Here is a 23,663-nt window from a genome sequence, read left to right as displayed (position 1 = left end):
AATTCCAGAACCCCTGTCTGCTAACGCAGACAGGGGTTTTGTCGTTTCAGGGCTCCCAAAACTCAGGCCGCTTTGCGAGCCTTGCTGATGCGCCGGGCCTGCCACTTGCGCCACCAGATGTAGACGCCAGTCCCCGATAGCCCCGCGATCAGAACCCCCAATACCGCGATGATCACTTGCCCGGTGAAGCCGATGATCCGTCCGCCATGTATCGGTAGTTGCAAGCGGTAAAACCGTTCCCCCAATGTCCCTTGTCCGGCAATTTCCTGACCTAATAATCGCCCGTCAGTACCGTGGAAGAACAACCAGGATTTGCCATGCGCTTCAGTGTCGTGATGCCCGAATCCTGCGCCGTAGAAGTTGTACTCAAAGCTGTAATACAACTCCCCGATCGCCGCTGTCAGTCCTAACCTCTTCCCTTCCAGCAATGCCCTTTCGTACGCCTGTTGATAACTCAACTGCGTCACCCCTAACGCCGACGGAGGCATTCGCCCTCGGGCCTCATAAACGCTCGGCTCGATCGGTGAAAACAGCGACACCGCCGGTTTGAAGACCTGACTGGGCAAGTTCATCGCGACACTGCTGACCGCAATCGGTAGCACCAACAACCACAGCCACAATCCCCCCGCGCGATGCAGATCGAAGTTGAGCCGATAAGCGTGCCCGCCCTTGATCTTCCAGGCCAACGACCACTTTTTCCAGAACGGTTTGCCACGGGGAAGCGTCAGCCACAGCGCAATGAAGCAATCGATTACCCAGGCGATGGCAACCAGGCCCATCAACCACAAGCCCCAGTTGCCGGGCAACGTCAGGTTGTAATGAAACTCAAGAATGAACGGAATGAAGTTCTCCCGCGCAAAGCAGCATTCACCCCAGTAACGTTGGCCCTTCTGCTCGGCATTTACCGGGTCCAGATAGAACACCTGATTGCGCTCATCAAACGGTTTGCCGGTCGCCGGATCGTTGCGCGGCACCGCCGCCAACATGGCGGTATGTCCCGCCTCCTGCGGATACTCCATGTACCAGACCTGCAACTTCGGATGCGAGGTTTGCACCGCGTCGACCAAGGTCCCGGGAGGCAATCGTTGCCCCTCAGATGAAGCCGCGTAGAACTGCGGATTCAGCCACTCATCCAACTCATGATTGAACGCAAGAATGCTTCCGGTGATCCCGGCCAGCAGCAAAAACACCGCCGTCGCCAACCCGATATAGCGATGCAACAACACCAACAATGCGCGCATGAAATGTTCCCCACAGAGACGACAAAGCCAGCCCCTGAAAACAGAGGCTGGCTTTTTTATGCACAAGGCAAAGGTTTAGAACTGGTAGCTGACCGTGGCAGCGACGTTGCGCTCTTCGCCCATGTAGCAGAAGTTCAGACTCGCGCAGGAGGCCACGTAGGATTCATTGGTCAGGTTGTTCGCGTTCAGACGCACGTCGACACCTTTCAAACCGATCTTGCCCAGGTCATAGCCGATCGATGCGTCGAACAGTGTGTAGGACGGCACCTTCAGGGTGTTCTCCGCATCCGCCCAGCTGTAACCGACATAACGCACACCACCGCCCAGACGCAGGCCATCGAGTGCCGCGCTGTCGAACTTGTAGTCAGCCCACAACGACGCCATATGCCGCGGCGCCTGGGTCGGCGAGTTGCCTTTGTTCTCGATCACGGCGGTCGGCGTGCTCAGAGTGCTGACCATCGACTTCGAGTACTCGATATCGGTGAAGGTATAGCTGCCGAGCACTTTCAGGTTGTCGGTCAACTGCATGTGCGCTTCCAGCTCCAGGCCTTGCGAGCGGACAGCGCCTACCGCGCGGTAGAAGTTTTCCTGAGGCAGCTTGGTCGCCAGATTTTCCTGATCGATCCGGAACAGCGAGGCGGTGAACAGGTTGTCGGTGCCCGGCGGTTGATACTTCAGGCCGACTTCCCACTGTGTGCCATCGGTCGGAGGCAGAGGATTACCAGCGCTGTCGGCATACGAGTTCGGGTTAAACGACTCGGAGTAGCTGATGTACGGCGCCAGGCCGTTCTCGAACAGATACAACGCGCCAGCACGGCCGGTCAGTTTGGTGCGCCGGTCATTGATTTCAGTACCGACCGGACGGCCTGCTTCGGCGATACGGTTCTCATCCGACGTCTCGACCCAGTCCTGACGCAGACCCAGCGAGAATCGCCACTGGTCCATCTCGATCAGGTCTTGCAGGTACACGCCGGTCTGCTCCAGGCGCCGCAGGTAACTGGTATCGCCGTACATATCGATCGCCGAATTGCCGTAGACCGGGTTGAACGCGTTGATCGGGGCCAGGCCGCCACTGGTCCAGTCGACCACGGTTTTGCGCCGTTGATAATCGGCGCCCATCAATACGGTGTGCTTGGTGGCACCGGTGAAGAATTCGGCCTGCAGCATGTTGTCGACGATGAACGCATGCAGACGTTCATCGCCGCCGGTGTAGTAGCGGTTCAGTTCGTTGCTGGTTGGCGTCGTCCAGCCGTAGGCGTAGACCTGATCCATGTTGACCTTGGAGTCGAGGTAACGGAAATTCTGCCGCGCCGTGAAGACATCGTTGAAGCGATGCTCGAACTGATAGCCGAACGACTGCTGATCCCGCGAGTAACCGTCAATCCCCGGCTCCCCCTCGAAGAAGTGCGGCGAGATGCGGTTGCCGTTGCGCTGATGAATCGTGCCATCCGCCGGCACGCCACCGTGGTAGCCGCCATCCGGATCGTGCTGCAGATACGCCTGCAGCGTCAGCGAAGTGTCTTCGCTGAAGTCGATGCTCAGGGTCGGTGCGAGGGCGAAGCGTTTTTCCTTGTTGTGGTCGAACTGCGTGTCGGACTGATCCGTCAAACCGGTCAGACGATAGGCAATGCGTTTGTCGTCATCGACCGGACCGCTGAAGTCAAAACCGACACCGCGCTGACCTTGGGTGCCAACCGTGGCCTGAACCTGATGATAGGCCTCGTACAACGGCTTTTTGCTGGTCAGCGCCACCAGGCCACCGGGCGAGCTGCGGCCATACAAGACCGACGACGGGCCTTTGAGAATATCCACACGCTCAAGGAAATACGGATCGACCTGCATGGTGCTGTAGGTGCCGCTGTCGCCCATCGACTTGAGGCCGTCGAGGTAGATGTTGTCCACCGAGCCGTCGTTGAAACCGCGCATCGCCACGTAGTCGTAGCGATGAGTCGCGCCGTAAGGGTTGGTCAGCACGCCGGGGGTATAGCGCATCGCCTGGGAGACGGTCTGTGAGCCTTGATCGTCCATTTGCTCGCGGGTCACCACCGATACGCTTTGCGAGGTTTCCAGCAGCGCGGTACTGGTTTTGGTAGCGATCTGGCTGTGGGTGGCGTTGTAGCCTTCCATGCTGCCCAGCGCGTTACCGAGGGCGAAACCTTTGATGTCGGTGGTTGGCAGTGCCAGCGCCTCGGGTTCGCTGATTGAACGCAGGATGTAGCTGTTTCCGTCTTGGCTGACCGCTTCCAGACCCGAGCCGCCCAGCAAATGGCTCAACGCCTGATCGGTGGAATATTCGCCCTGTACGCCCGGAGACTGCCGCCCCTGCGTTTGCTGCGGGGTCATCGACAAGGTTATGCCCGCCTGACGCGCGAACTGGTTCAGCGCTTCGCCCAGCGGGCCGGCGGTGATGTTGTAGCGATGACTGCTCGCTTCACTGGCATTGGCGGCGAGGCTCAGGCCTGGCAGCACACCGGCGCCCAGAACGGTGGACAGCAGGGCAGCGCGAATGGCGTGCCCCAGCAGGCCCGATTCGGCAGTGAAATTCAGCGAGTTCTTACAGGTGAGGCGGACAGTCATTGTAGGTTTCCGTAGGCAGTCGCAAAGGCTGAGTTGAAGTGCTTACTGACCAAGCCGGACTTGTCGCGAAAACCCGCCAAAATAATTTCAGGCCACAGCCTCAAGCGTTACCCACCAACGGGTGCGATAGCGCAATTGCACCGGCAAAGTCTGCGGCAGGATTGCCAGCAGCTTGTCGGTGTCCTCCAGGCGGAACACACCGGACAGGCGCAGATCAGCCACCTGCGGCGTGCACGTCACGAAGCCCTGACGATAACGTCCGACTTCATTGAGGAAATCGCCCAGGCGCATGTTGCGGGTCACGATCAAACCATCGACCCAGGCGCCCACGTCCATATCCAGTGGAGGTGCAGGGCGCACCTGATGGTGATCGATCAGAAAGGTCTGTCCGGCGAGAGCCTCAACCGAAGCTCCGCCGTTGTGGATGGCGACGCGCCCGGAGCTGACGCTCAGTCGCGTGCAATCGTTTTCCTGGCGCAGGATGAAGCGGGCATTGGCCGGCTCATAAGTGCCATGGCGACTTTGCACGCGAAGCGGCCGGTTGAATGCCGCGCCTTCATCATTACTCCCGCAAGTGACGATGATTTCGCCACGGGTGAGTTTGATCAGCCGCTGCTGCGCGGTGTAATCCAGATCCACGGCGCTGGCCGTGTTCAGCTCGATCCGCGTGCCGTCGGGCAACTGGAAGCCGCGACGCTCGCCGGTCGCCGTAGCGTAGTCGGCGCGCCACTGCTGCCAGACGGCGGTGTCCTTGGCCAGCCATGCGGCGGAACCCATCAGCACCGCGCCGGACAGCAGCTTCAAGGCCTGGCGCCGCCCCAGCCCCTGCGCACTGTTTTCCAGGGTATTGAACGCCACCTGTGCGCCGGGCACGGCGCGCAGGTTATGGCTCAGTTCGGCCTGCAGCGACTGCACGCGCTGCCAGGCCAGTTCATGCTCGTGATGTTCGGCGCGCCACGCTTCGCATTGGCGACTCAGGCGCGCATTGCCATGGTTGTTGCGCAGCCGCAGCAGCCAGTGAATGGCTTGTTTGACCACCTGTTGCGGCGGTTCGGCGCGTCGCCCGGTCGAGAGGTTATCCACAGGCATCAGCTGTCGTACCGCAACACGTAGCAGTGATACAGCGCATCGGCGACGTAACGCTCCACCGAACGCAGAGACAAGCCCAGCTGTTCGGCGATCTGCTTGTGCGTCAAACCTTCGCACTGCGCCAGCAGAAATGCCTGACGGACTTTCGGCCGCAATCCTTCGAGCATGCGCGCGATGCTTTCGAGCAGCTCGATCACTAACGCGCGGGCTTCGGCGCTCGGGGTTTCGGCTTCGGGCAAATGGGCGATGGTTTCGAGATAGGCGCGTTCGATTTCTTCACGACGCCAATGGTCGATCACCAGGCCGCGAGCGATAGTGCGTAAAAATGCGCGGGGCGCCTTGAGCTCCAGGCGTTCGGTACGTTGTAGCAGGCGTACGAAGGTGTCCTGAGCCAGATCCGCCGCATCTGCGGCATTGCCCAGCCGTGCTCGCAGCCAGGCGTTGAGCCAGCCGTGATGACTACTGTAAAGCGCCTGCACTGCAAACTCAGGTGAGGACATGAACGCGACAGCCCGAACGTCACAAATGATAATTAGTCGCATTTTTATCAAGGGCGGTGAATTTTGCAACCTCCGCTCGGATAACCAGCATAAAAAACTTTATAGCGAACGCTCTGGCACGCCGTTCGGCGGGAATCTGTCAGAAATGCCGTGCATTTCCCACACAACCCTAAGATTTCTGCGAACCGTGCCGACAGACTGGTGAGACATGCGTGCACCAAAGTAGAGCGGCCATCAGAACGCTGCCTGCGCTGTACATGGAATGTTGCATCCCGGAACGCATCCCCACTTTTGCATAAGAAGTCCCATGAAATGAATCTCAAGTTCAGCCATAAAATCCTGTTGGCCGCCTCGGGCGTCGTGGTCCTGGCTTTCGCTTTGTTCACCCTCTACAACGACTATCTGCAGCGCAACACCATTCGCCAGAACCTCCAGTCGTCTGTGCAGCAGGCCGGCGATCTGACCGCCAGCAGCGTGCAGAACTGGATGAGCGGGCGAATTCTGGTGCTGGAAAACCTCGCGCAGAACGTTGCCCATCAGGGCAAGGACGCCGACTTCCCGGGGCTGGTCGATCAACCGGCCTTCACCTCGAACTTCCAGTTCACCTACGTCGGTCAGGCCAACGGTGTGTTCACCCAGCGCCCTGACGCGAAGATGCCCGACGGCTACGACCCGCGTCAGCGCCCTTGGTACAAGCAAGCCGTTGCTGCCGACAAAACCATGCTGACCCCGCCGTACATGGCCGCGGTCGGTGGTCTGGTGGTGACCATCGCCATGCCGGTGAAAAAGAATGGCGAGCTGCTGGGGGTGGTCGGTGGTGACCTGAGCCTGGAAACCCTGGTGAAGATCATCAACTCGGTGGACTTCGGTGGCCTCGGCCACGCATTCCTGGTCAGCGGTGACGGTCAAGTGATCGTCAGCCCGGACAAAGACCAGGTGATGAAGAACCTCAAGGACATCTACCCGAATTCCGGCGTGCGCATCGAGAAGGGCAACCAGAACGTGGTGCTCAACGGCCAGGAACGCATTCTGTCGTTCACTCCGGTCAGCGACTTGCCGAATGCCGATTGGTACATCGGTCTGTCGATCGATCGCGACAAGGCCTACGCCGCCCTCAGCCAGTTCCGTACTTCGGCGCTGATCGCGATGTTCGTCGCGGTCGCTGCGATTGCGCTGCTGCTGAGCCTGCTGATCAACGTCCTGATGCGTCCACTGACCACCATGGGCCGCGCGATGCGGGACATCGCCCAAGGCGAAGGTGACTTGACCCGTCGTCTGGTCGTGGAAGGCAAGGATGAGTTCGCTGAACTGGGCAGCTCGTTCAACCAGTTCGTCGAGCGTATTCACGCGTCGATTTCCGAAGTGTCCTCGGCCACGCGTCACGTGCACGACCTGTCGCAACGCGTGATGGCCTCGTCCAACGCCTCGATCATCGGTTCCGACGAACAAAGCGCGCGCACCAACAGCGTGGCCGCCGCGATCAACCAGTTGGGCGCCGCCACTCAGGAAATCGCCCGCAACGCCGCCGATGCTTCGCAGCACGCCAGCGGCGCCAGCGAGCAGGCCGATGACGGTCGTCAGGTGGTCGAGCAGACCATTCAGGCGATGACCGAGCTGTCGCAGAAGATCAGCCTGTCGTGCACGCAGATCGAAACACTCAACGCCAGCACCGACAACATCGGCCACATCCTCGATGTGATCAAAGGCATCTCGCAGCAGACCAACCTGCTGGCGCTCAACGCGGCCATCGAAGCGGCACGTGCCGGTGAAGCCGGACGCGGTTTTGCGGTGGTGGCGGACGAAGTGCGCAACCTCGCCCATCGCACCCAGGAGTCGGCGGAAGAGATCCACAAGATGATCACCTCCTTGCAGGTCGGTTCCCGTGAAGCGGTGACCACCATGAACGCCAGTCAGGCGTCCAGCGAAGAGAGCGTTGAAGTGGCTAACCAGGCCGGTCTGCGCCTGGTCAGCGTGACCCAGCGCATCGGCGAAATCGATGGCATGAACCAGTCGGTGGCCGCTGCAACCGAGGAGCAGACCGCCGTGGTGGAAACCCTCAACGTCGACGTCAACCAGATCAACCTGCTGAACCAGCAGAGCGTGGCCAACCTCAATGAAACATTGAAGGATTGTGATGCGTTGTCGCAGCAGGCCAACCGCCTGAAGCAGTTGGTGGACAGCTTCAAGATCTGATTTTCAGATTCGAGACCGCGTTATCGTTCTTCGCGAGCAAGCCCGCTCCCACAGGTTGACCGTGTTCCTCTTGAAGGAATGCAATCAAAAGGTGGGAGCGGGCTTGCTCGCGAAGGCGGTAGCTCAATCACCGCAGAACTGAAGCCTTATACAAACAGCTTCAACACATTCCCCATCGCATCATCGGCAAACCCCTGCACGAAATCCTTGAACCCCGGCAGTGCTTCCTCCCCACCTGAAGCCGGCTCGGCAATGATCGTCCAGGTCGCCCGCGACTTCCCTGCGCCCAACGATTCCACATTCATCGCCGCCCACAGATTGGCCACACCCAAGGTGTTGTAGATCGTGGTCCAGGTCATGGCCCGTGCCTGCTCATCGCGGGAGTTGAGTTGCTCGACCACCACGTTGCCGTCCTTGAAGAATTTCTTGCGCAGCGAGGACACGCCTTCGCCGGTCATTTCGATGTGCGACAGCGCCGGGATGAAGCGGTCGAAGCCAGCGAAATTGCCGACCACCGCCCAGACCTGCGCGGCGTCCGCCGGCACTTCCACCGAAGAGATGACATGGCAGCCGTGAGGGTTTTTGATCAGGGTGTCCGGTTGCAGAGTGCTCATGGTGTTGCTCCTTTTTTGGATGAATCAGATGAAGTTGATTTCTTTCAGGTAATCGCAGCCGCGACGCAGCAGCGCCGGGGATTTTTCCGGGTAGTGCGCGCCCATCTGTTGCACGCCGGCTTCGGCGTTGGCGTGGCCGATCAGGGAGATGTCGCCAATGTCCTCCTCGAAGCCGTTGAGGTAGAAACCGAGCACGCCAAACAGCGCGTTGTCGGTGTCGACCCGGCCCAGTTGCTGCTGCCAGTCGGCGACGCTGACCAGCGAGAATTCGCTGCCGGTTTCGCGGAACGAGGCGACGTAGGCATCCCAACTCAGCGGTTCGGGGTTGTGCAGGTTGAACACCGCGCGCTCGGTCGAATAACGGCTGGCGTGGAAGGCGATGAAACGCGCTAGAAAGTCCACCGGCATCAGGTCGAAATTCAGCGCGAAGGCCGGCACCTGACCGAGCTGGATCGAGCCTTTGAGCATCAGCATCAAACGGTTTTTGTGCGGCTGGCAGACGCCGCTCAGGCTGTTGAAACTGATGTTGCCGGGGCGATACAGGTTGACCCACACCCCCCGCTCGCGCGCCCGTTCGAGGACGCGTTCGCCGACCCACTTCGACAGGTTGTAGCCGTTGCGGATGTAGATCGGCGGGGTCGGCGCGGCAGGCAATTCGAGCACTCGGCCTTCGCTATCGACGGTGCTTGAAGCGGACAGCGTCGAGACAAAGTTGAAGACCTTTTTGCTGCGTCCTTCACACAGGCGCAGCAGCTCGAAAATCGGCTCGACGTTATCCGCTGCCAGCGACTCGTAATCGAGCACGTGGTTGACGTTGGCGGCGTTGTGCACCAGTGCGCCGAACTCGCGATCGAGGCGCTGATAATCGTCGTCGGTCAGGCCCAGTTGCGGGCGGGTGAGGTCTGCCGAATAGATCCGCACCCGACTCAGATCCAGGTGCTCGAGACGGTTCTCGCGCAATGCCTGAGCAAAACGCTGCGCCGCCGTTTGCCCGCCACCATCACGCACCAGACACGCCACCTCGCTGGCGCCCCAACCGAGCAGTGCTTCGACGATGTGCACGCCGACAAAACTGTTGGCGCCGGTGACGATCACCTTGTGCACATCGCCCAGGCGACTGATCGGCAGCGGCTCGATGTTCAGCGGGCGCTCGGCGTCGGCCATGGCCTGGGCGCTGAGCACCGCGCTGTCGTCGGTACCGCGCACCAGTGTCGCGAGTTTGCTGATGGTCGGCAGTTCGATGAAGCGGTTGATCGAGATGCTGCGCCCGAACTCCTCACGCAAGCGCAGCAACATCCGCGACAGCAGAATCGAATGCCCACCGAGATTGAAGAAGCTTTCGTCGGTGGAAATATCGCTGCTCGGCAGCTCCAGCAGTTCCGCCCAGATCTCCAGCAGCAGCGCTTCGTCAGCGTTTGCCGGCAGGCATTTCGGGCCGCCGTCCTGCACACTCACCGGCAGCTCCAGCAATGCCTTGCGGTCGACCTTGCCGTTGCTGGCGAATGGCATCTGCGCCAGTTCAGTCCAGGCCACCGGTTGCATGTAGTCCGGCAAAAACTGCTGGGCATGCGCCTTCAACAGATCGCGGGCAGCGTCCGATTGCGGCTGGGCGAGGAACGCCAGAATCCGCCGCTGACTGTCGATCACCACCGCCACCTGACGGTACAACTGGCTCTCGCGCAGGCAGCGCTCGATCTCTTCCGGCTCGACCCGGAAACCGCGGATCTTCACCTGATTGTCGCGCCGTCCGCACAGCTCGATGCCGTGTTCGCCCCACTTGGCCATGTCGCCACTGCGGTACGCGCGCAACGCTTGGCCGTGTGGCAGTTGCAAGGTGAGATAGCGCTCGGCGGTCTGCTGCGGGTTGTTCAGATAACCGAGGCAGACGCCGGGGCCGACGATGAACAATTCGCCGACGGTGTTTTCCGGCACCGGTTGCAAGTCGTCATCGAGAATCAGCACCTGACTGTTGGCAATCGGTGCGCCGAGGGTGCGGTTGCTGTCACCCGGTTGGAGCTGGCGAGCGGTAATCAGCACCGTCGCCTCGGTGGGGCCGTAGAGGTTGTGCAGCTTGCCCTGCCGGGTCAGTTGCTCGATGACGAAAGGCTCGCAGACGTCGCCACCGGTCATCACCTCTACGCCTTGCAGTTGCTCCAATGGCAGGATGCTCAGCAGCGCCGGCGGCAGGAACGCGTGAGTCAGTTGCCGGCGGCGGATCAGCGCCACCAGTTGCAGTGGATCGCGGCGTTGGGTGTCGTCGGGCACCACCAGTTCGGCGCCCTGCAGCAGGCTCGGGAAGATATCGATCAGCGACGAGTCGAAGCTCAGCGAAGAGAACTGCAAGACCCGACTCTCGGCGCGCAACTGCACGTAATCGGCGTACCACGCCGTGAAGTGGGCGAGGTTCGCCTGGCTCAGCAGCACGCCCTTCGGATGCCCGGTGGTGCCCGAGGTATAGAGCGCCATGCACGGTGCTTCAAGCGTCGGTCGCTGACGCATCAACGGCAGGTCGAGATCGGCGTCGGCACTGTCGATACGACTGACATCCAGCCCGGGCATTGACTCGCTGAGCGGGTGCTCGCCGTCGTGTAGCAACAGCAAGGCTCCGGCGTTCTGCAGGATGTATTGCTGGCGCTGCAACGGATGGCTCGGCTCCAGCGGCAGATACACCGCGCCACTGCCGAGCACCGCCAGAATCGAGGCGAACAGCGCCGGGCTTTTCGGCTGGCAGATACCCACGATCCACGGCTGCGGATGCTGTTCGAGCAGCGGTTGCAGACGTTGCTGGATCGCACGGCTGTGGGCGTGCAACTGGCGGTAGCTGAGCGACTGCTCGGCCAGATGCAGCGCCGGTCGCTCGGCGTGTTCGATCAGGCTCTGTTGCAGGCGCTCGATCACCGGTGTCTGAGCCTGTTGCAACAATGCCGGATGCGCCGTGGCGTTGAGGCGATGGACGTAAGCCAGGCTGTCGAGAAACGACAGGTCTTCCACCTGCTCGAAGTCCGGCGCCGTGGCCGGCGATGCCTGCTGGAAGTACCCGGCATCGCGGGAGAAGCGGCTGACCAGCAGCGCGACTTCGTCGACCAACTGCGTCAGCACTCGCTGGCGCAGTGCCTGACCGTTGCCGGACGGCTCCTCGCCAATCGGCACGCGGCTGATCAGTGACGAGCCGATGAAACACAGCAGGTCGAGTGTCGGCAAACCACCAATGCTTTGCCTTCCGATACCCAGGCGCAGATGCAGGTGGGGGATTGCACAGCGATCGCCGGCGCCGATGAAGCCATCGTCGATGATCAGATCCACTGTCGATTGCGCGGCGCCGCTGCGCATCAATGAGTGACCGTGTTGTTCGAGTTCCTGTGCCAGGTCGGTCATGGCCTGGCTGGCGCCAATCAGCAAAATGTCGAGACGTCTCATGTCGGCCTCCTCATCACACCAGATAGTCACGCAGGGCGTGCTGCACGCACGGCGTGTCGAGCAGCGAGCTGTTGTGGAAAAAACGCACGATGTTGCCCACCAGCGGATGGTGGCGATTGATCGGGAAGGCCAGTCCGGCCATTTCGTCCTTGAGCGAGCGGCGGATCACATCACTGACCGGCAAGGCGTCGATCAGGCGCAGATCGAAGGACTTCTGGATGTCATTGGTCAGGTAATGGCCGATGAACACCGGCAGGATCTGCGCGATGGTTTCCCGGTCCGCGTCATTGGCGGTATGCCAATAGATGCGCACCATGCGCGCCCAGAAGCTGGAGTGCCGGCCCTCGTCGAGCAAGTGATCGGCCATCAGGCCTTTGATCGACGGCTTGACCGTGTCGTCCCGGGCGAACGCCGCGACGTCGCCGGTTACGGTGTTTTCGGCGATGGCGACGCAGATCAGTTCTACCGCGCTGCGCAGGTGCTCGGGCGCCAGGGCCACAGCGGCCGGAATCGCCCGGCTCAGTTCGATTTCAGCAGGCAGTTCGATCGGCTCGATGCCGGTCATGGCCACGGTCTGCTGCATGAAATCCATCGCCACCAGTGCGTGGTAATCCTCGTCCACCACCACGGTCATCGCGTCGTAGCGACAGGCGAACGGGAAGGGTACGGCGAAGCGATTCTTGGCGATGGCGCGGGCGGTCTGGTCGACGATTTCGGTCTCGAAAATCACCACGTCGTTGATGAACTTGTACAGCGTCTGCACCAACGCAAAATCACGCTGCTGCGGGCACTCGCGCAGGAAGGTTTCGCTGAGCACCAGGGGCTGGCGGCTCAGCGGATAGATCAGGCGCTCATCGTCTTCCAGAACACGCCGTGGCCGGGTGCGGATGGTGGCGCGGGTTTCCCAGGCGTCAGCGAAGGATTGATAGTCGGCGGCGTTCATTGGGCCACCTCCGCCAAAGGTTCACGCATGCTCAGACGCAGGCCGTCCCACAGGGCGATGCGGCTTTCCACGGCCGCGATGGCGCTGGCGTAGACCTCGGCTTCACGCTGCGGATCGCCATCGACCAGGCGCTCAAGCAATTGCTCGGCGGCCGGGCCGTGATCCTCGGAGTCGACCTCGATGTGGCGCTCCAGGTAATAGCGAAAGGTTGGAGCCTGTTCGATGCCGATCCCCCAGTCATCGAGGATGCGCTGGAACATTGGCGGAATCACGCTCTCGCGACCATGCAGGAACGCGGCGGCGACGCTGTGGCCCGGTGCATGCAGCGCGGTGTTTAGCGTCTCGCGGACAAATTTCGCCGCTGCCGGATCAACCTCAACGCTTTGCAGAGCGACGTCGTAACTCACGCCTTCCTGTTGCAGCGCGACAAACCGCTCGACCGCCGTGGTGCTCGCACCGACTTCGCGCATGGCGTCCAGGTACAGCTCGAAATGGCTGTAATGGCCGTGGGCGGGACGATCATCCGACTCTTCGCCAAGCACGATCTCGTTGATCAGCCGCGCAGCATGCGGATCGCGTGGCGGCAGCCATGGCAGGCGGGTGCAGGTCAGTTCCTGCTGCAGGCGCTTGGTCAGCGACATGAAATCCCACACGGCGAAGACGTGAGACTCCATGAACCGGCGCAGTACCGATAACGAATCGATTTCGGTAAAGATCGGGTGAACGCTCAATTGAGCTTTTTTCAGGGCGAGTTGTTCTTTAGTTGGCATCATGGCGAACCTCGGTGTTATTGGAATAGAGGGAGTTGCTCGTTCAGTGCATCAACACGGACTTGATAAATTTGAAATGTTTTCTATTGGCGAACGCGGGCCTCATTCGGATTAATGAAAGTTTGCAAAGTGCATGAAAGGCTCTCGGCCATGCGTTGGCGACTATTTGCCAAAGCTATTGGCTGACTGCGGAGCCGTGCCGTGTTTGCGGGTTGAACCTGCTCGGCGAGGAAAAGCTAATACATCGTCAAATAACTTAACAAGTTTATTTTTAATTATTTTTAGTTGTGTGTTTTTCAAGTATGAGTTGGCTCGGTAAAACTTTTGATTTCAGTTTTACTTGGGCGTAGTTGCTCCTTTCGGCAAATGATGGCCAAAATTGAAAACAAGAGTGAATGCCTCACTCAAAGCAACTTTCCGATGCAAAGATTGAAGTGCTGTATAGGAATGAAAGTTGGCCGGAAACGGCGCCGTAACTTCCTTTTATCCCGTGGCAAGGCTCCTTCCGTAGGTTCCTGGTGCGGGGACTGCGCCGGCGGTGCGGAGCGTCGCCCGTTCTTCATGGGTTGGCCGTTAAAGAGTGCGGGTAAATTGGCAGGACGGCTATGACCGATTCGTCCGCAGCGAGCTGCAATGCCGGGCATATGGGCGCTGGGAGGTTAGAGCGAACAGGCCGATCCGCCAGCAGATTTGCGGCGGAGCGCAGAGAGGATTTGTAAGCGGGTTATTCGCCGGTCAGGCGTGAAGAGCAGAGACCGGCAGAAAGGGAATCAGCGTACGGCCTTGCGGTTTTGTCCGGCAGGGCTGGCGAGGTAACGGGTGATCACGTCGACGCCACGGTTGAGGTGTTGCGTGAGCAGCTTCACCGATAGCTCGACATCGCGCTCGATCACCGCGTGGAGCATGGCGCGGTGATCTTCCTGGGACAACTTGCCCAGGCCCATGGCTTCAAGGTTGAAACGCAGAAAGCGCTCCTCCTCGTTGAGGCCGTCTTCGACCAGTCGCAGCAACCGCTGATTCGGGGCCTTGCTGTACAGGGACATATGGAACAGGCGATTGAGCCGACCGATTTCGCCGTAGTCGTGCTGGGTCTCGAGCTCTTCGATATAGCTGGCGGCGCGTGCGTGATCGGCGCTGGTCAGCAGCGGGATCGATTGGCGCATGGCTTCGGATTCGAGCAGGATCCGCAACTCGTAGGTTTCGGTGGCGTCGCCTTGAATCAGCGGGGCAACCACAGCGCCCTTGTGGGTGGTGACACTCAGCAGCTCCTGGGCCTCCAGCTGACGCAGAGCCTCGCGCACCGGCATGCGGCTGACCCCGAACAGGTCGGCCAGGTCCTGCTGACGCAGGGCGGTGCCGCATGGCAAACGACCGTCAAGGATCGCCGAGCGCAAGGTCTCTTCGATGATCGAACGGGCGAGGTGTGCGGGAATCGGCCCGTCGACTTTGATGCTGTGCAGCGGTTTGGGCTTCTGTGTCACAACTACTCACCCTGAATGAAGACGGAATTTGGATCCAAGGACACTAGTGATTGCTCCACAGGTTGTCAAACCGTGTGAAGCTGCGATCCTGTGCGAAGTTTAGCGCGCTGGCGATGATCTCAGTGTGCCATTGTTTTTTGTCCGGCTAAGCTTCACCATCAAACGCTTTCCTTCCTGCCTCCTGGAAACCTGCTGTGGCGGTACGTTTCGCGATCCCCCGGACTTTGCGCTGGCTAGGCTGTGCACTGTTGCTGGCCGGCGTCATGCTGGGCGGTCTGCATGCCGATTGGGATTTTTCCGCGATCAGCCGCAAGGCCACGGCGCTGTACGGCCCGCTGGGTGCCGGGCAGCAGCGGATCGATGCCTGGCAGAATCTGCTGGCGACGCAGAAACAGGTCAGCGAGATGGAAAAGCTCAAGGTGGTGAACCTGTTTTTCAACAAGCAGATGCGCTATGTAGAGGACATCGATCTGTGGGGGCAGGTCGATTATTGGGAGACGCCCATCGAGGCGTTGTGGAAAGGCGCCGGCGATTGCGAAGACTATGCGATCGCCAAGTATTTCAGCCTGCGCCATCTCGGGGTATCCAGTGACAAGCTGCGCATCACCTACGTCAAGGCACTGCGCCAGAACCGCGCGCACATGGTGCTGACTTACTACGCCACCCCCGATGCCATGCCACTGGTGCTCGACAGCCTGATCGATCAGATCCAGCCGGCGTCGCAGCGAACCGATTTGCTGCCGGTCTACTCTTTCAATGCCGAAGGTCTGTATCTGCCGGGGGCCAAGGGCAACAAAAGGGTCGGTGACACCAAACGCCTGTCGCGCTGGCAGGATGTGTTGAGAAAAATGCAGGCCGAAGGTTTCCCGGTCGAAACGACTAACTAGGAGCACGCGCTCAGATGTCTTTGTTCAAACAGCTGTTGATCGCTATCTGTCTGTTCCTGGTGGTCGCCTTCACCGGCAGCTTCATGGTCAGTCTGGAGAGCTCGCGCACCCAGTACGTCAACCAGCTGCGCTCCCACGCCCAGGACGCCGCGACGGCGCTGGCGTTGTCGCTGACGCCGAATATCGACGATCCGGCGATGGTCGAGCTGCTGGTCAGCTCGATTTTCGACAGCGGCTATTACGCGAGCATCCGCGTGGTCGATCTCAAGACCGACAAGACCATCGTCGAGCGCAGCGGGATTCCGGCGGTCAGCAATGTGCCGGACTGGTTCGTCAAACTGATTGGTCTGGAGCCGGCCGGCGGCGATGCGTTGGTCAGCCGTGGGTGGGAACAGGCGGCGCGGGTTGAAGTGGTCAGCCATCCGATGTTCGCCGTGGCCAAGCTGTGGCAGAGCGCGTTGGGCAGCCTCGGCTGGCTGCTGCTGTGCGGCGCGGTCAGTGCGGCGCTTGGCGCGCTGCTGCTGCGCCGGCAATTGCGCCCGCTCGACTACATGGTCAAACAGTCCCACGCCATCGCCCGCCGCGAATTCCTCAGCCTGCCGGAGCTGCCGCGCACTCCGGAACTGCGCCGCGTGGTGCAGGCGATGAACCAGATGGTCGAGAAGCTCAAGGCGCTGTTCCAGGAGCAGGCCGAGCGCAGTGAAAAACTGCGTGTCGAGTCCTATCAGGACAACTTGACCGGCCTGGCCAACCGACGTTATTTCGAAATGCAGTTGAACAATCGGGTGAGCAATGCCGAACAGGCCAGCTCCGGTTATTTGCTGCTGTTGCGGGTCAAGGACCTGGCCGGGCTCAACCAGCGCCTGGGCGGTCAGCGCACCGATGAATTGTTGAAAGCGGTCGGCGAGCAATTGTCCCGCGAGTGCGCCCGCTACCCGGAAACCCAGAACCTCGTGACGCGCATTCGCGGCGGCGAGTTCGCCGTGCTGGCGCCGGGGCTGGTGCGTGAAGAAGCGCTGCAACTGGCGCAGAACCTCGACAGTGCGTTGAGCAGCCTGCACGCCACCGGCGCCACGGATGTACCGGCCGTGGCCTCGATCGGCCTCGCCCCGTTTGCTCATGGCGATTCACCGCAAGCTGTGCTGACACTGGGTGATCAGGCGCTGGCGCAGGCCGAGGGGCAGGGCGAGCGGAACTGGGCCTGTATCGATCAGAGCCTGGTGGCCGATGTCGGTGACGATCACCACGCCTGGCATCGGTTGCTTGATCAGGCGCTGAACCAGCAGCGTTTCGAGCTGTACTTCCAACCGGTGGTGGCCGCCCAGGACACGAAACTGGTGTTGCATTACAAAGTACTCTCACGGTTGCTGGATGAGCAGGGCGAGACCATTCCGGCCGGACGCTTCCTGCCGTGGCTTGAGCGCTTCGGCTGGACCGCGCGACTCGACCGCCTGATGCTCGAGCGGGTGCTGGAACAGATGAAAGGGCACGAGGATTCGCTGGCGCTGAACCTGTCTTCGGCAACCCTGGCCGATTCGCAAGCGCTGAACAAAGTGTTCGAGATTCTGCGTGCGCACTCCGACCTCGGCGAGCGCCTGACGCTGGAGATCGGCGAGGAACAATTGCCGGAGCAAGCGGTGCTGGAGCAGTTGACCCGACGTCTGCGTGAACTCGGTTTTTCCCTGAGCCTGCAGCGCTTTGGTGGACGCTTCAGCATGATCGGCAACCTGGCGCGGCTGGGGCTGGCGTACCTGAAGATCGATGGCAGCTACATTCGCGCGATCGATCAGGAGAGCGACAAGCGCCTGTTCATCGAGGCGATCCAGCGTGCGGCGCACAGCATCGATCTGCCGCTGATTGCCGAGCGGGTGGAGACCGAAGGGGAGTTGTCAGTGATTCGCGAGATGGGCTTGTACGGAGTGCAGGGGCAGTTGTTCGGTGAACCCAAGCCCTGGAAGTAACCTGTTCGTCATTCGTTGTCGGTAAATCAGCCTTCGCGAGCAAGCCCGCTCCCACATTGGAATGCATTTCAAATGTGGGAGCGGACTTGCTCGCGAAGGGGTCAGTCCGGTCACTGAAGATCGCGGATCAGATCAGCCCGGTCTCTTCGTCGTCGATCAAGTGGCTCAACCCGCCCAGCGCTTCCCGCGCCTGGGTCCGATCCATCAGCTTGGCCTGCGCCGCCGGCGGCAGATCGGTAACGCGGATCACGCCCTTCTGGGTCAGCACCTGAATCAGGTCGTCGAGTACCCGAATCATCTCCAGATCGCTCTGTTTGAGCTGTTTCAGGCTGGTTTCCACGACCTCGTTGGCGAACCAGGCCTGGATTTCATGGCTGTCGGCGGGCAGCGTTTCCGAGGCTTCGGCGTAGGCTGCAGCTTCCACGCGGATCAGCTGACCCTGCGCATCGCGTTGCACGTAAAACATTGAGCATCCCTCAGAAAGAACCAGCGTCATGCTGTCAGCAGCATAGGCCAACTGCGCGCGAGTATGCGGTGCGGCGACGAAATCGTCACCGGTGCGATAGGCGCAAACGTGACGGCCGCCCCAAGGGGCGGCCGTTTTGTTCACGCATCAGCTGTTGTTGTGGTCGACTTTGATGGTCGGATCGCTGCCGGCAATCAGGTTATGAATGTTGGCCGTTGACCAGTTGTTGCCTTCCAGTTTGATCGTCACGTCCGGAGTGGCCGCAGCGGCATCGCCGGAGTTGAACTTGCCGCCGGAGCTGACTTGCAGCGACGACACGCCGTCGACCGTGGTGATCTTCAGGAAGTTGTCGATGGTGCTGCCGGTCTCGCCCTGCAACAGGTCACGCAGATCGATGCGGTCGCCTTCGTTGGCGTTGAAATCCTTGATCACGTCGTTGCCGGTATCGCCTGCTTTCCAGACGAAGGTGTCGGCACCGGAACCACCGATCAGGATGTCGTTGCCCTGGCCGCCGATGAGCGTGTCATTGCCGGTGCCGCCGAGCAGGATGTCATTGCCTTTGCCGCCGTCGAGCAGGTCGTTGCCGCCCGAGCCGAACAGGATGTCATTGCCCGCGCCGCCCAGCAGCGTGTCGTTGCCGTCATGCGCACCGGACACATCGAACGCCTGATAGTGCTCGGTGATGTACTGGTGCACGTTGCTGGTGGTGACTTTGCTGACGTCCACCCCGGTTTGCTGTGCGACGTACGCCTGCATTGCCTGATAACCCTCGCCGGCAATGCCGTTGAAGCTCACCAGGTCGCCGAACAGGATGTCGTTGCCATCGCCACCGCTGACGGTGTCGTTGCCCGGCATCGTCGCTTCGGTGTGGCCGATGATCGAGTTGGCCAGATCCTTCGGATCGATGTTGGTCTGCGGGTTGTGATCAGTGTCGTACGGTTTCAGGTCGTTGAGGCTGACACCGCTGTTGATACCGATGGCTTCGACGTTCGACAGGCCACTGAGCAAGGCGAAGCTGCTGTTGGCGTTATCGGTGGTGGCCGAGCTGGTGCTGCTGCCGCTGCCCGCCAGGCTCGACAGCTCATAGGTGCCATCACCCTGAGCGTGAACGGTACCCAGGTTGGTTGCGGTCCAGCCGTAACGGCTGGTGTAGACCTGCAACTGCGCACTGCCGTTGGCACTGATGCTCAGGTAATGCGTGCTGTCGATGTACGTGCTGAAGGTATCGCCCAGCTTGTAGTTGCTGGTCGTCACCACACTGTCGAACTTCACGCTGCCGTACAGCGTCGGGTTGGTCTGCTCGCCGCTTTGGTAGTAGGTCGGCTGGCCGTCGGTGATGAAGTACGTGAGGTTCTTCGCCCCGGTGTTCGCCACAGCTTCCGTGCTCTGGAAGAAGTTGGCCGTGGTCTTGAACACGTCCTCGTAGTTGGTGCCGCCGCCGGAGGTCATCGAGTCGAGTACGGCCTTGAGCTTGGTCAGCGCGTTCGGGTCGTTGAGGTTCACCGACACCGACTTGTTGACCTGGGTATCGAAGTCCACCAGGAAGATGTTCACCGTGCCCGAGTTGCTGCCGCTCAGGCTCTGCTTGAGGGTGTTGAACACCGAGGTCAGCGAGTCCTTGGCCGCGTTGATCGACGAGGTGCTCATGCTGCCCGAGCTGTCGACCATGAACGCGATGTTGTAGTTGGTGCCCGGCACCACGGTCAGACCGCCGATGTCGGCGACCATGATGTCGTTGCCATCGGTGCCGTTGAAGGTGTCATCGCCAGAGGTACCGACTACGGCGTTGTACACCGCCGGCACCACGGTGACCGGAATGGTCGCGGTGCTGCTGGCCGAGCCGCCGACCATCTCGGTGGAGGTCGACGTCACGGTCAGGTTGAACTGGCCGTTGTAGTAGGTCGGCGGGGTCACGGTCAGGCTGCCGAGGCTCCAGCCGGTGACGTTGGCTTCGCCATTGCTCGCGGTGACGGTGAAGCTGTGGCCGTGACCGTCGGAGAGTACCGAGCCGACCGGCGCGCCGCTGATCTTCACGCTCAGGGTTTCCGAGCCGTCGGTGTCGGTCAGCGCAGTGTTGATCGCCGACAGTTTCACCGTGGTGCCTTCGGCGCCGGTGTTGAGTTTGTAGCCGTCGTAATAGCCTTCGCCGTTGGTGCCGTGCAGGTCGGAGACGGTCACACCGGAATTCACCAGATCCTGCACGCCGGTGTAGATCGGCACGCCGGCGCTGCTCAGGTCGATTGGCGTGCTGCCGTTGACCGACAGGTTCACGTCATAGCTGCCGGGGCCGCTCTGGTTGTGGTGGTAGATGTCCAGGGTGTAGTAGCCGCTGGTGGTCGGGGTGAACGAGCCGCTGATCGCACCGCCCGCGCCCCAGGTACCCGACGCCACACTCTTGCCGCCAATGGTGATCAGCAGACTGTCGTCAGCCACACCGCTGAAGCTGTAGGTTTTGCCGGCTTCCAGATAGATCAGGCCCGAAGTTTTCGACGCGGTGCCGGCGGCCACACTGCCGTCCGACTGCACGTTGGTCACGTTGGTGCTGGAGTTCGGGGTGCCGGCGCCGTCGATCACGTTTTTCAGGGTGGTCGAGTTCGCGCCGCTGCCGTCGGTGCCAAGACCTGGCAGGCCGGTCCAGACTTCCTTGACCAACCCGGTGGACTTCACGCTGTTGTCGGCCACGCTCACGGTCGGTGCATCCGCCACCGGCGTGATGTCGATCTTTACGGTGCCGGTGTTGCCCAGCAGTTGGCCGTCGGTAGGCTGGAACTTGATCTGTGCATAGTCAGCCTGGTTGTTGCCCAGGCCGGTGCCGCCGTAACCGTTGACGCCCGACTCGTTGGCATCCGGCATGAAGCGCAGCTTGCCGGCGTCGATGTCAGCCTTGCTGAAGGTCTGGTTGTTGGCGACATCTTTCCAGGTCGAGCCGTCCAGATACTGCAGTTTGCCTTCGCCCGGCAGCTGGGTGATTTTGATGCCCAGGCTGCTGGCCGGGCTGTCGACGTCAGTCACACCGAAGGTCGACCAGCCGAGGATCAGCGGCGTGTCTTCGGTGCCGGTGACATTGACCGGAGCCGCCACCGGCGCATCGTTGACCGCCACCACGTTGACCGTGGTGGTCGCGGTGTTGGAGTAGTTGCCGCCATCGGTCACGGTCACGGTGATGATCCGCGGCACGGTGCTCGGGTCTTCACTGCTGTTGGTGAAGGTGATGTTCTTGATCGCCTGCATGTAGTCGGCCAGCGTCGCGTTACCCGACAGGGTCAGGGTCACGGTGCCGTTGGTGCTGTTGGCGTTGATGGTGATGCCGTTGACGCTGTTGCCGAGGTTCAGCGCATCGCCGTCCTGACGGTTGGTCAGCACGATAGTCGCGCCGGTCAGCATGGTGCTGTCCGGGTCGGTGATCGTCAGGTCAGTGTCGGCAATCGACACGCCGGCGCCCGGAGTGTTTTCGGTGAAGGTCACCTTGTAGTCGGCACCGGTGGCGCCGCTGGAGTTGTTGGCATCCAGGTCGATGACCGGTGGCGCATCGTTGTCGATGATCGAGGTGCTGACGCTGCCGTTGGTGCTGCTCACGGCCAGGTTCTCGAAGTTGCCGCCGGTCACCGAGTCGATCTTGACTACGAAGTTCTCGGTGCCTTCGGTGATCTTGTCATCGATGGTCGCGACGTTGAACTGCGCGCTGCTGGCGCCCGCCGGGATCTTCACGGTGTACACACCGGTGAAGTCCGAACCGTCGGCGGCGGTGCCGCTGTAGACGATTTTCAGGGTCACGTCGGTCTGCGCCGGGTGGGTCAGGCTGACGGTGTAGCTGGCGGTCTGGCCTTCGGTCACCGAGGTGCTGCCGGTGATGCTGACAGTGGTGGTGTCGATGGTGTCGGTGACGTTGGTCACGGCTGGCGTGGTGTTGGTCACCAGATTTTCGAAATTGCCACCGCTGGCGTTGGTGATGGTTGCCTGCACGCTGCCGGCGTCTTTGTAGACGTCGTCAGCCGGAGCCGGAACGGTCACGGTGCCAGTGGTTTTGCCAGCGTCGATGGTGATCACCGAGCCGTTGCTCAAGGTCACGGTGACCGGCGAGCCGGCGGCATTGGTCAGGGTCGCGGTGTAGGTGATCTGGCCACCCTCGGCCACAGTGCCGGTCGCGCTGAGCGACAGGTTGGTGGTGTCGATGGTGTCGGTCACGGTGGTGCTGACCGGGGTTTTGTCGGCGACGAGGTTTTCGTAATTGCCGCCGGTCACATTGCTGATCGAGTTGGTCAGCGGAGCGTGGCCGGTCAGCGCGTCGTTCGGCGCGATGCTGGTGACGGTGCCGGTGGTCTTGCCGATGTCGATGGTGATGCTCTGGCCGTTGGCCAGGGTCACGGTCACTGGCGAACCGGTGACAGGTGCACCGACGGTGGCGGTGTAGGTGACGGTGCCACCCTCGGCCACGGAGCCAGTGGCGGTGAGTTTCACGCCAGTGGTGTCGATGGTGTCGGTGACACTGGTCACGGCTGGTGTGGTGCTTGGGACCAGGTTTTCGAAGTTGCCACCGGTCGCCGACTTGATGGTCGCCTGCACGGTGCCGGCGTCTTTGTAGACGTCGTCGGCTGGAGCCGGAACGGTCACGGTGCCGGTAGTTTTACCCGCGTCGATGGTGATCACGGCGCCGTTGCTCAGGGTCACGGTCACTGGCGAGCCAGCGGCGTTGGTCAGGGTCGCGGTGTAAACGATCGAGCCGCCTTCGGCCACAGTGCCGGTCGCGGACAGCGACAGGTTGGTGGTGTCGATGGTGTCGGTCACGGTGGTGCTGACCGGGGTTTTGTCGGCGACGAGGTTTTCGTAGTTGCCGCCGGTCACGTTAGTGATCGAGTTGGTCAGCGGAGCGTGGCCGGTCAGCGCGTCGTTCGGCGCGATGCTGGTCACGGTGCCGGTGGTTTTGCCGATGTCGATGGTGATGGTCTGACCGTTGGCCAGGGTCACGACGACTGGCGAACCGGTGACTGGTGCACCCACGGTGGCGGTGTAGGTGACGGTGCCACCCTCGGCCACGGTGCCAGTGGCGGTGAGTTTCACGCCAGTGGTGTCGATGGTGTCGGTGACATTGGTCACGGCTGGCGTGGTGCTTGGTACCAGGTTCTCGAAGCTGCCACCGGTCGCCGACTTGATGGTCGCCTGCACGGTGCCGGCGTCTTTGTAGACGTCGTCGGCCGGTGCAGGGACGGTGACGGTGCCGGTGGTTTTGCCCGCGTCGATGGTGATCACGGCGCCGTTGCTCAGGGTCACGGTCACTGGCGAGCCAGCGGCGTTGGTCAGGGTCGCGGTGTAGATGATCGAACCGCCCTCGGCCACCGAGTTGGTGGCGCTGAGCGACAGATTGGTGGTGTCGATGGTATCGGTGACGGTGGTCGAAACCGGCGTCTTGTCAGCGACCAGATTCTCGTAATTGCCACCGGTCACACCGGTGATCGAGTTGGTCAGCGGCGCATGACCGGTCAGCGCGTCGTTCGGCGCAGTGGTGGTCACGGTGCCGGTGGTTTTA

At 61.2% G+C, this 23,663-nt stretch carries 13 protein-coding genes and 1 pseudogene; 3 read left to right on the top strand and 11 right to left on the bottom strand.

Going from position 1 to position 23,663, the window contains the following annotated elements; all coding sequences use genetic code 11:
• Positions 1 to 62: 62 nt before the first annotated feature.
• The 4 genes from NTD85_RS05645 to NTD85_RS05630 all read right to left on the bottom strand — a co-directional run bounded on the left by NTD85_RS05645 (position 63) and on the right by NTD85_RS05630 (position 5,407).
• Positions 63 to 1,241, bottom strand: coding sequence for a PepSY-associated TM helix domain-containing protein (locus NTD85_RS05645; RefSeq protein ID WP_262141641.1), 1,179 nt, complete (start codon positions 1,239 to 1,241; stop codon positions 63 to 65).
• A 75-nt stretch (positions 1,242 to 1,316) separates the two neighbouring features.
• Positions 1,317 to 3,818, bottom strand: a complete 2,502-nt coding sequence (locus tag NTD85_RS05640) for a TonB-dependent siderophore receptor (RefSeq protein WP_262141640.1) — start codon at positions 3,816 to 3,818, stop codon at positions 1,317 to 1,319.
• An 87-nt stretch (positions 3,819 to 3,905) separates the two neighbouring features.
• Positions 3,906 to 4,907: a FecR domain-containing protein gene (locus NTD85_RS05635; RefSeq protein ID WP_201136112.1), complete on the bottom strand. Its 1,002-nt coding sequence runs from the start codon at positions 4,905 to 4,907 to the stop codon at positions 3,906 to 3,908.
• Positions 4,907 to 5,407, bottom strand: a complete 501-nt coding sequence (locus NTD85_RS05630) for a sigma-70 family RNA polymerase sigma factor (RefSeq protein WP_003220433.1) — start codon at positions 5,405 to 5,407, stop codon at positions 4,907 to 4,909. The genes NTD85_RS05635 and NTD85_RS05630 overlap by 1 nt, the downstream gene beginning before the upstream one ends.
• Before the next feature lie 312 nt (positions 5,408 to 5,719).
• Between NTD85_RS05630 and NTD85_RS05625 the strand changes: the two genes are divergently transcribed.
• On the top strand, positions 5,720 to 7,600 hold the full coding sequence (locus NTD85_RS05625) for a methyl-accepting chemotaxis protein (RefSeq protein ID WP_103519918.1): 1,881 nt from the start codon (positions 5,720 to 5,722) through the stop codon (positions 7,598 to 7,600).
• Between the two features lie 146 nt (positions 7,601 to 7,746).
• On the opposite strand, the gene NTD85_RS05620 is transcribed toward NTD85_RS05625, so the two are convergent.
• The 5 genes from NTD85_RS05620 to NTD85_RS05600 form a co-directional block, all read right to left on the bottom strand.
• Complete coding sequence (locus tag NTD85_RS05620; RefSeq protein WP_201136110.1) at positions 7,747 to 8,214, bottom strand: SRPBCC family protein; 468 nt, start codon at positions 8,212 to 8,214, stop codon at positions 7,747 to 7,749.
• 24 nt (positions 8,215 to 8,238) lie between these two features.
• Complete coding sequence (locus tag NTD85_RS05615) at positions 8,239 to 11,631, bottom strand: non-ribosomal peptide synthetase (protein ID WP_262141639.1); 3,393 nt, start codon at positions 11,629 to 11,631, stop codon at positions 8,239 to 8,241.
• A 13-nt stretch (positions 11,632 to 11,644) separates the two neighbouring features.
• A complete protein-coding gene (locus NTD85_RS05610; protein ID WP_262141638.1) occupies positions 11,645 to 12,574 on the bottom strand; it encodes a diiron oxygenase in 930 nt (309 codons plus the stop codon).
• Positions 12,571 to 13,347, bottom strand: a complete 777-nt coding sequence (locus NTD85_RS05605) for a DUF3050 domain-containing protein (RefSeq protein ID WP_003220443.1) — start codon at positions 13,345 to 13,347, stop codon at positions 12,571 to 12,573. The genes NTD85_RS05610 and NTD85_RS05605 overlap by 4 nt, the downstream gene beginning before the upstream one ends.
• Positions 13,348 to 14,114: 767 nt before the next feature.
• The gene (locus NTD85_RS05600) at positions 14,115 to 14,825 is read right to left on the bottom strand and encodes a GntR family transcriptional regulator (protein WP_262141637.1); all 711 of its coding nucleotides are present in this window, start codon (positions 14,823 to 14,825) and stop codon (positions 14,115 to 14,117) included.
• A gap of 194 nt (positions 14,826 to 15,019) precedes the next feature.
• Between NTD85_RS05600 and lapG the strand changes: the two genes are divergently transcribed.
• Together lapG and lapD are read left to right on the top strand one after the other, a co-directional pair.
• Positions 15,020 to 15,712, top strand: a complete 693-nt coding sequence (lapG, locus tag NTD85_RS05595; RefSeq protein ID WP_003220445.1) for a cysteine protease LapG — start codon at positions 15,020 to 15,022, stop codon at positions 15,710 to 15,712.
• 14 nt (positions 15,713 to 15,726) lie between these two features.
• The gene (lapD, locus tag NTD85_RS05590) at positions 15,727 to 17,673 is read left to right on the top strand and encodes a cyclic di-GMP receptor LapD (RefSeq protein ID WP_262141636.1); all 1,947 of its coding nucleotides are present in this window, start codon (positions 15,727 to 15,729) and stop codon (positions 17,671 to 17,673) included.
• Between the two features lie 127 nt (positions 17,674 to 17,800).
• On the opposite strand, the gene NTD85_RS05585 is transcribed toward lapD, so the two are convergent.
• Together NTD85_RS05585 and NTD85_RS05580 are read right to left on the bottom strand one after the other, a co-directional pair.
• Complete coding sequence (locus NTD85_RS05585; RefSeq protein ID WP_003220449.1) at positions 17,801 to 18,139, bottom strand: hypothetical protein; 339 nt, start codon at positions 18,137 to 18,139, stop codon at positions 17,801 to 17,803.
• 147 nt (positions 18,140 to 18,286) lie between these two features.
• Positions 18,287 to 23,663 (bottom strand): annotated as a pseudogene (locus NTD85_RS05580) (LapA family giant adhesin); the annotation flags it as partial.

Origin of the sequence: Pseudomonas sp. 13B_3.2_Bac1 (genome assembly GCF_025466205.1) — a bacterium.
GTDB lineage: Bacteria > Pseudomonadota > Gammaproteobacteria > Pseudomonadales > Pseudomonadaceae > Aquipseudomonas > Aquipseudomonas fluorescens_H.
The sequence above is the reverse complement of the archived record's forward strand: the minus strand, read 5'-3'. Positions and strand labels throughout refer to the sequence as shown.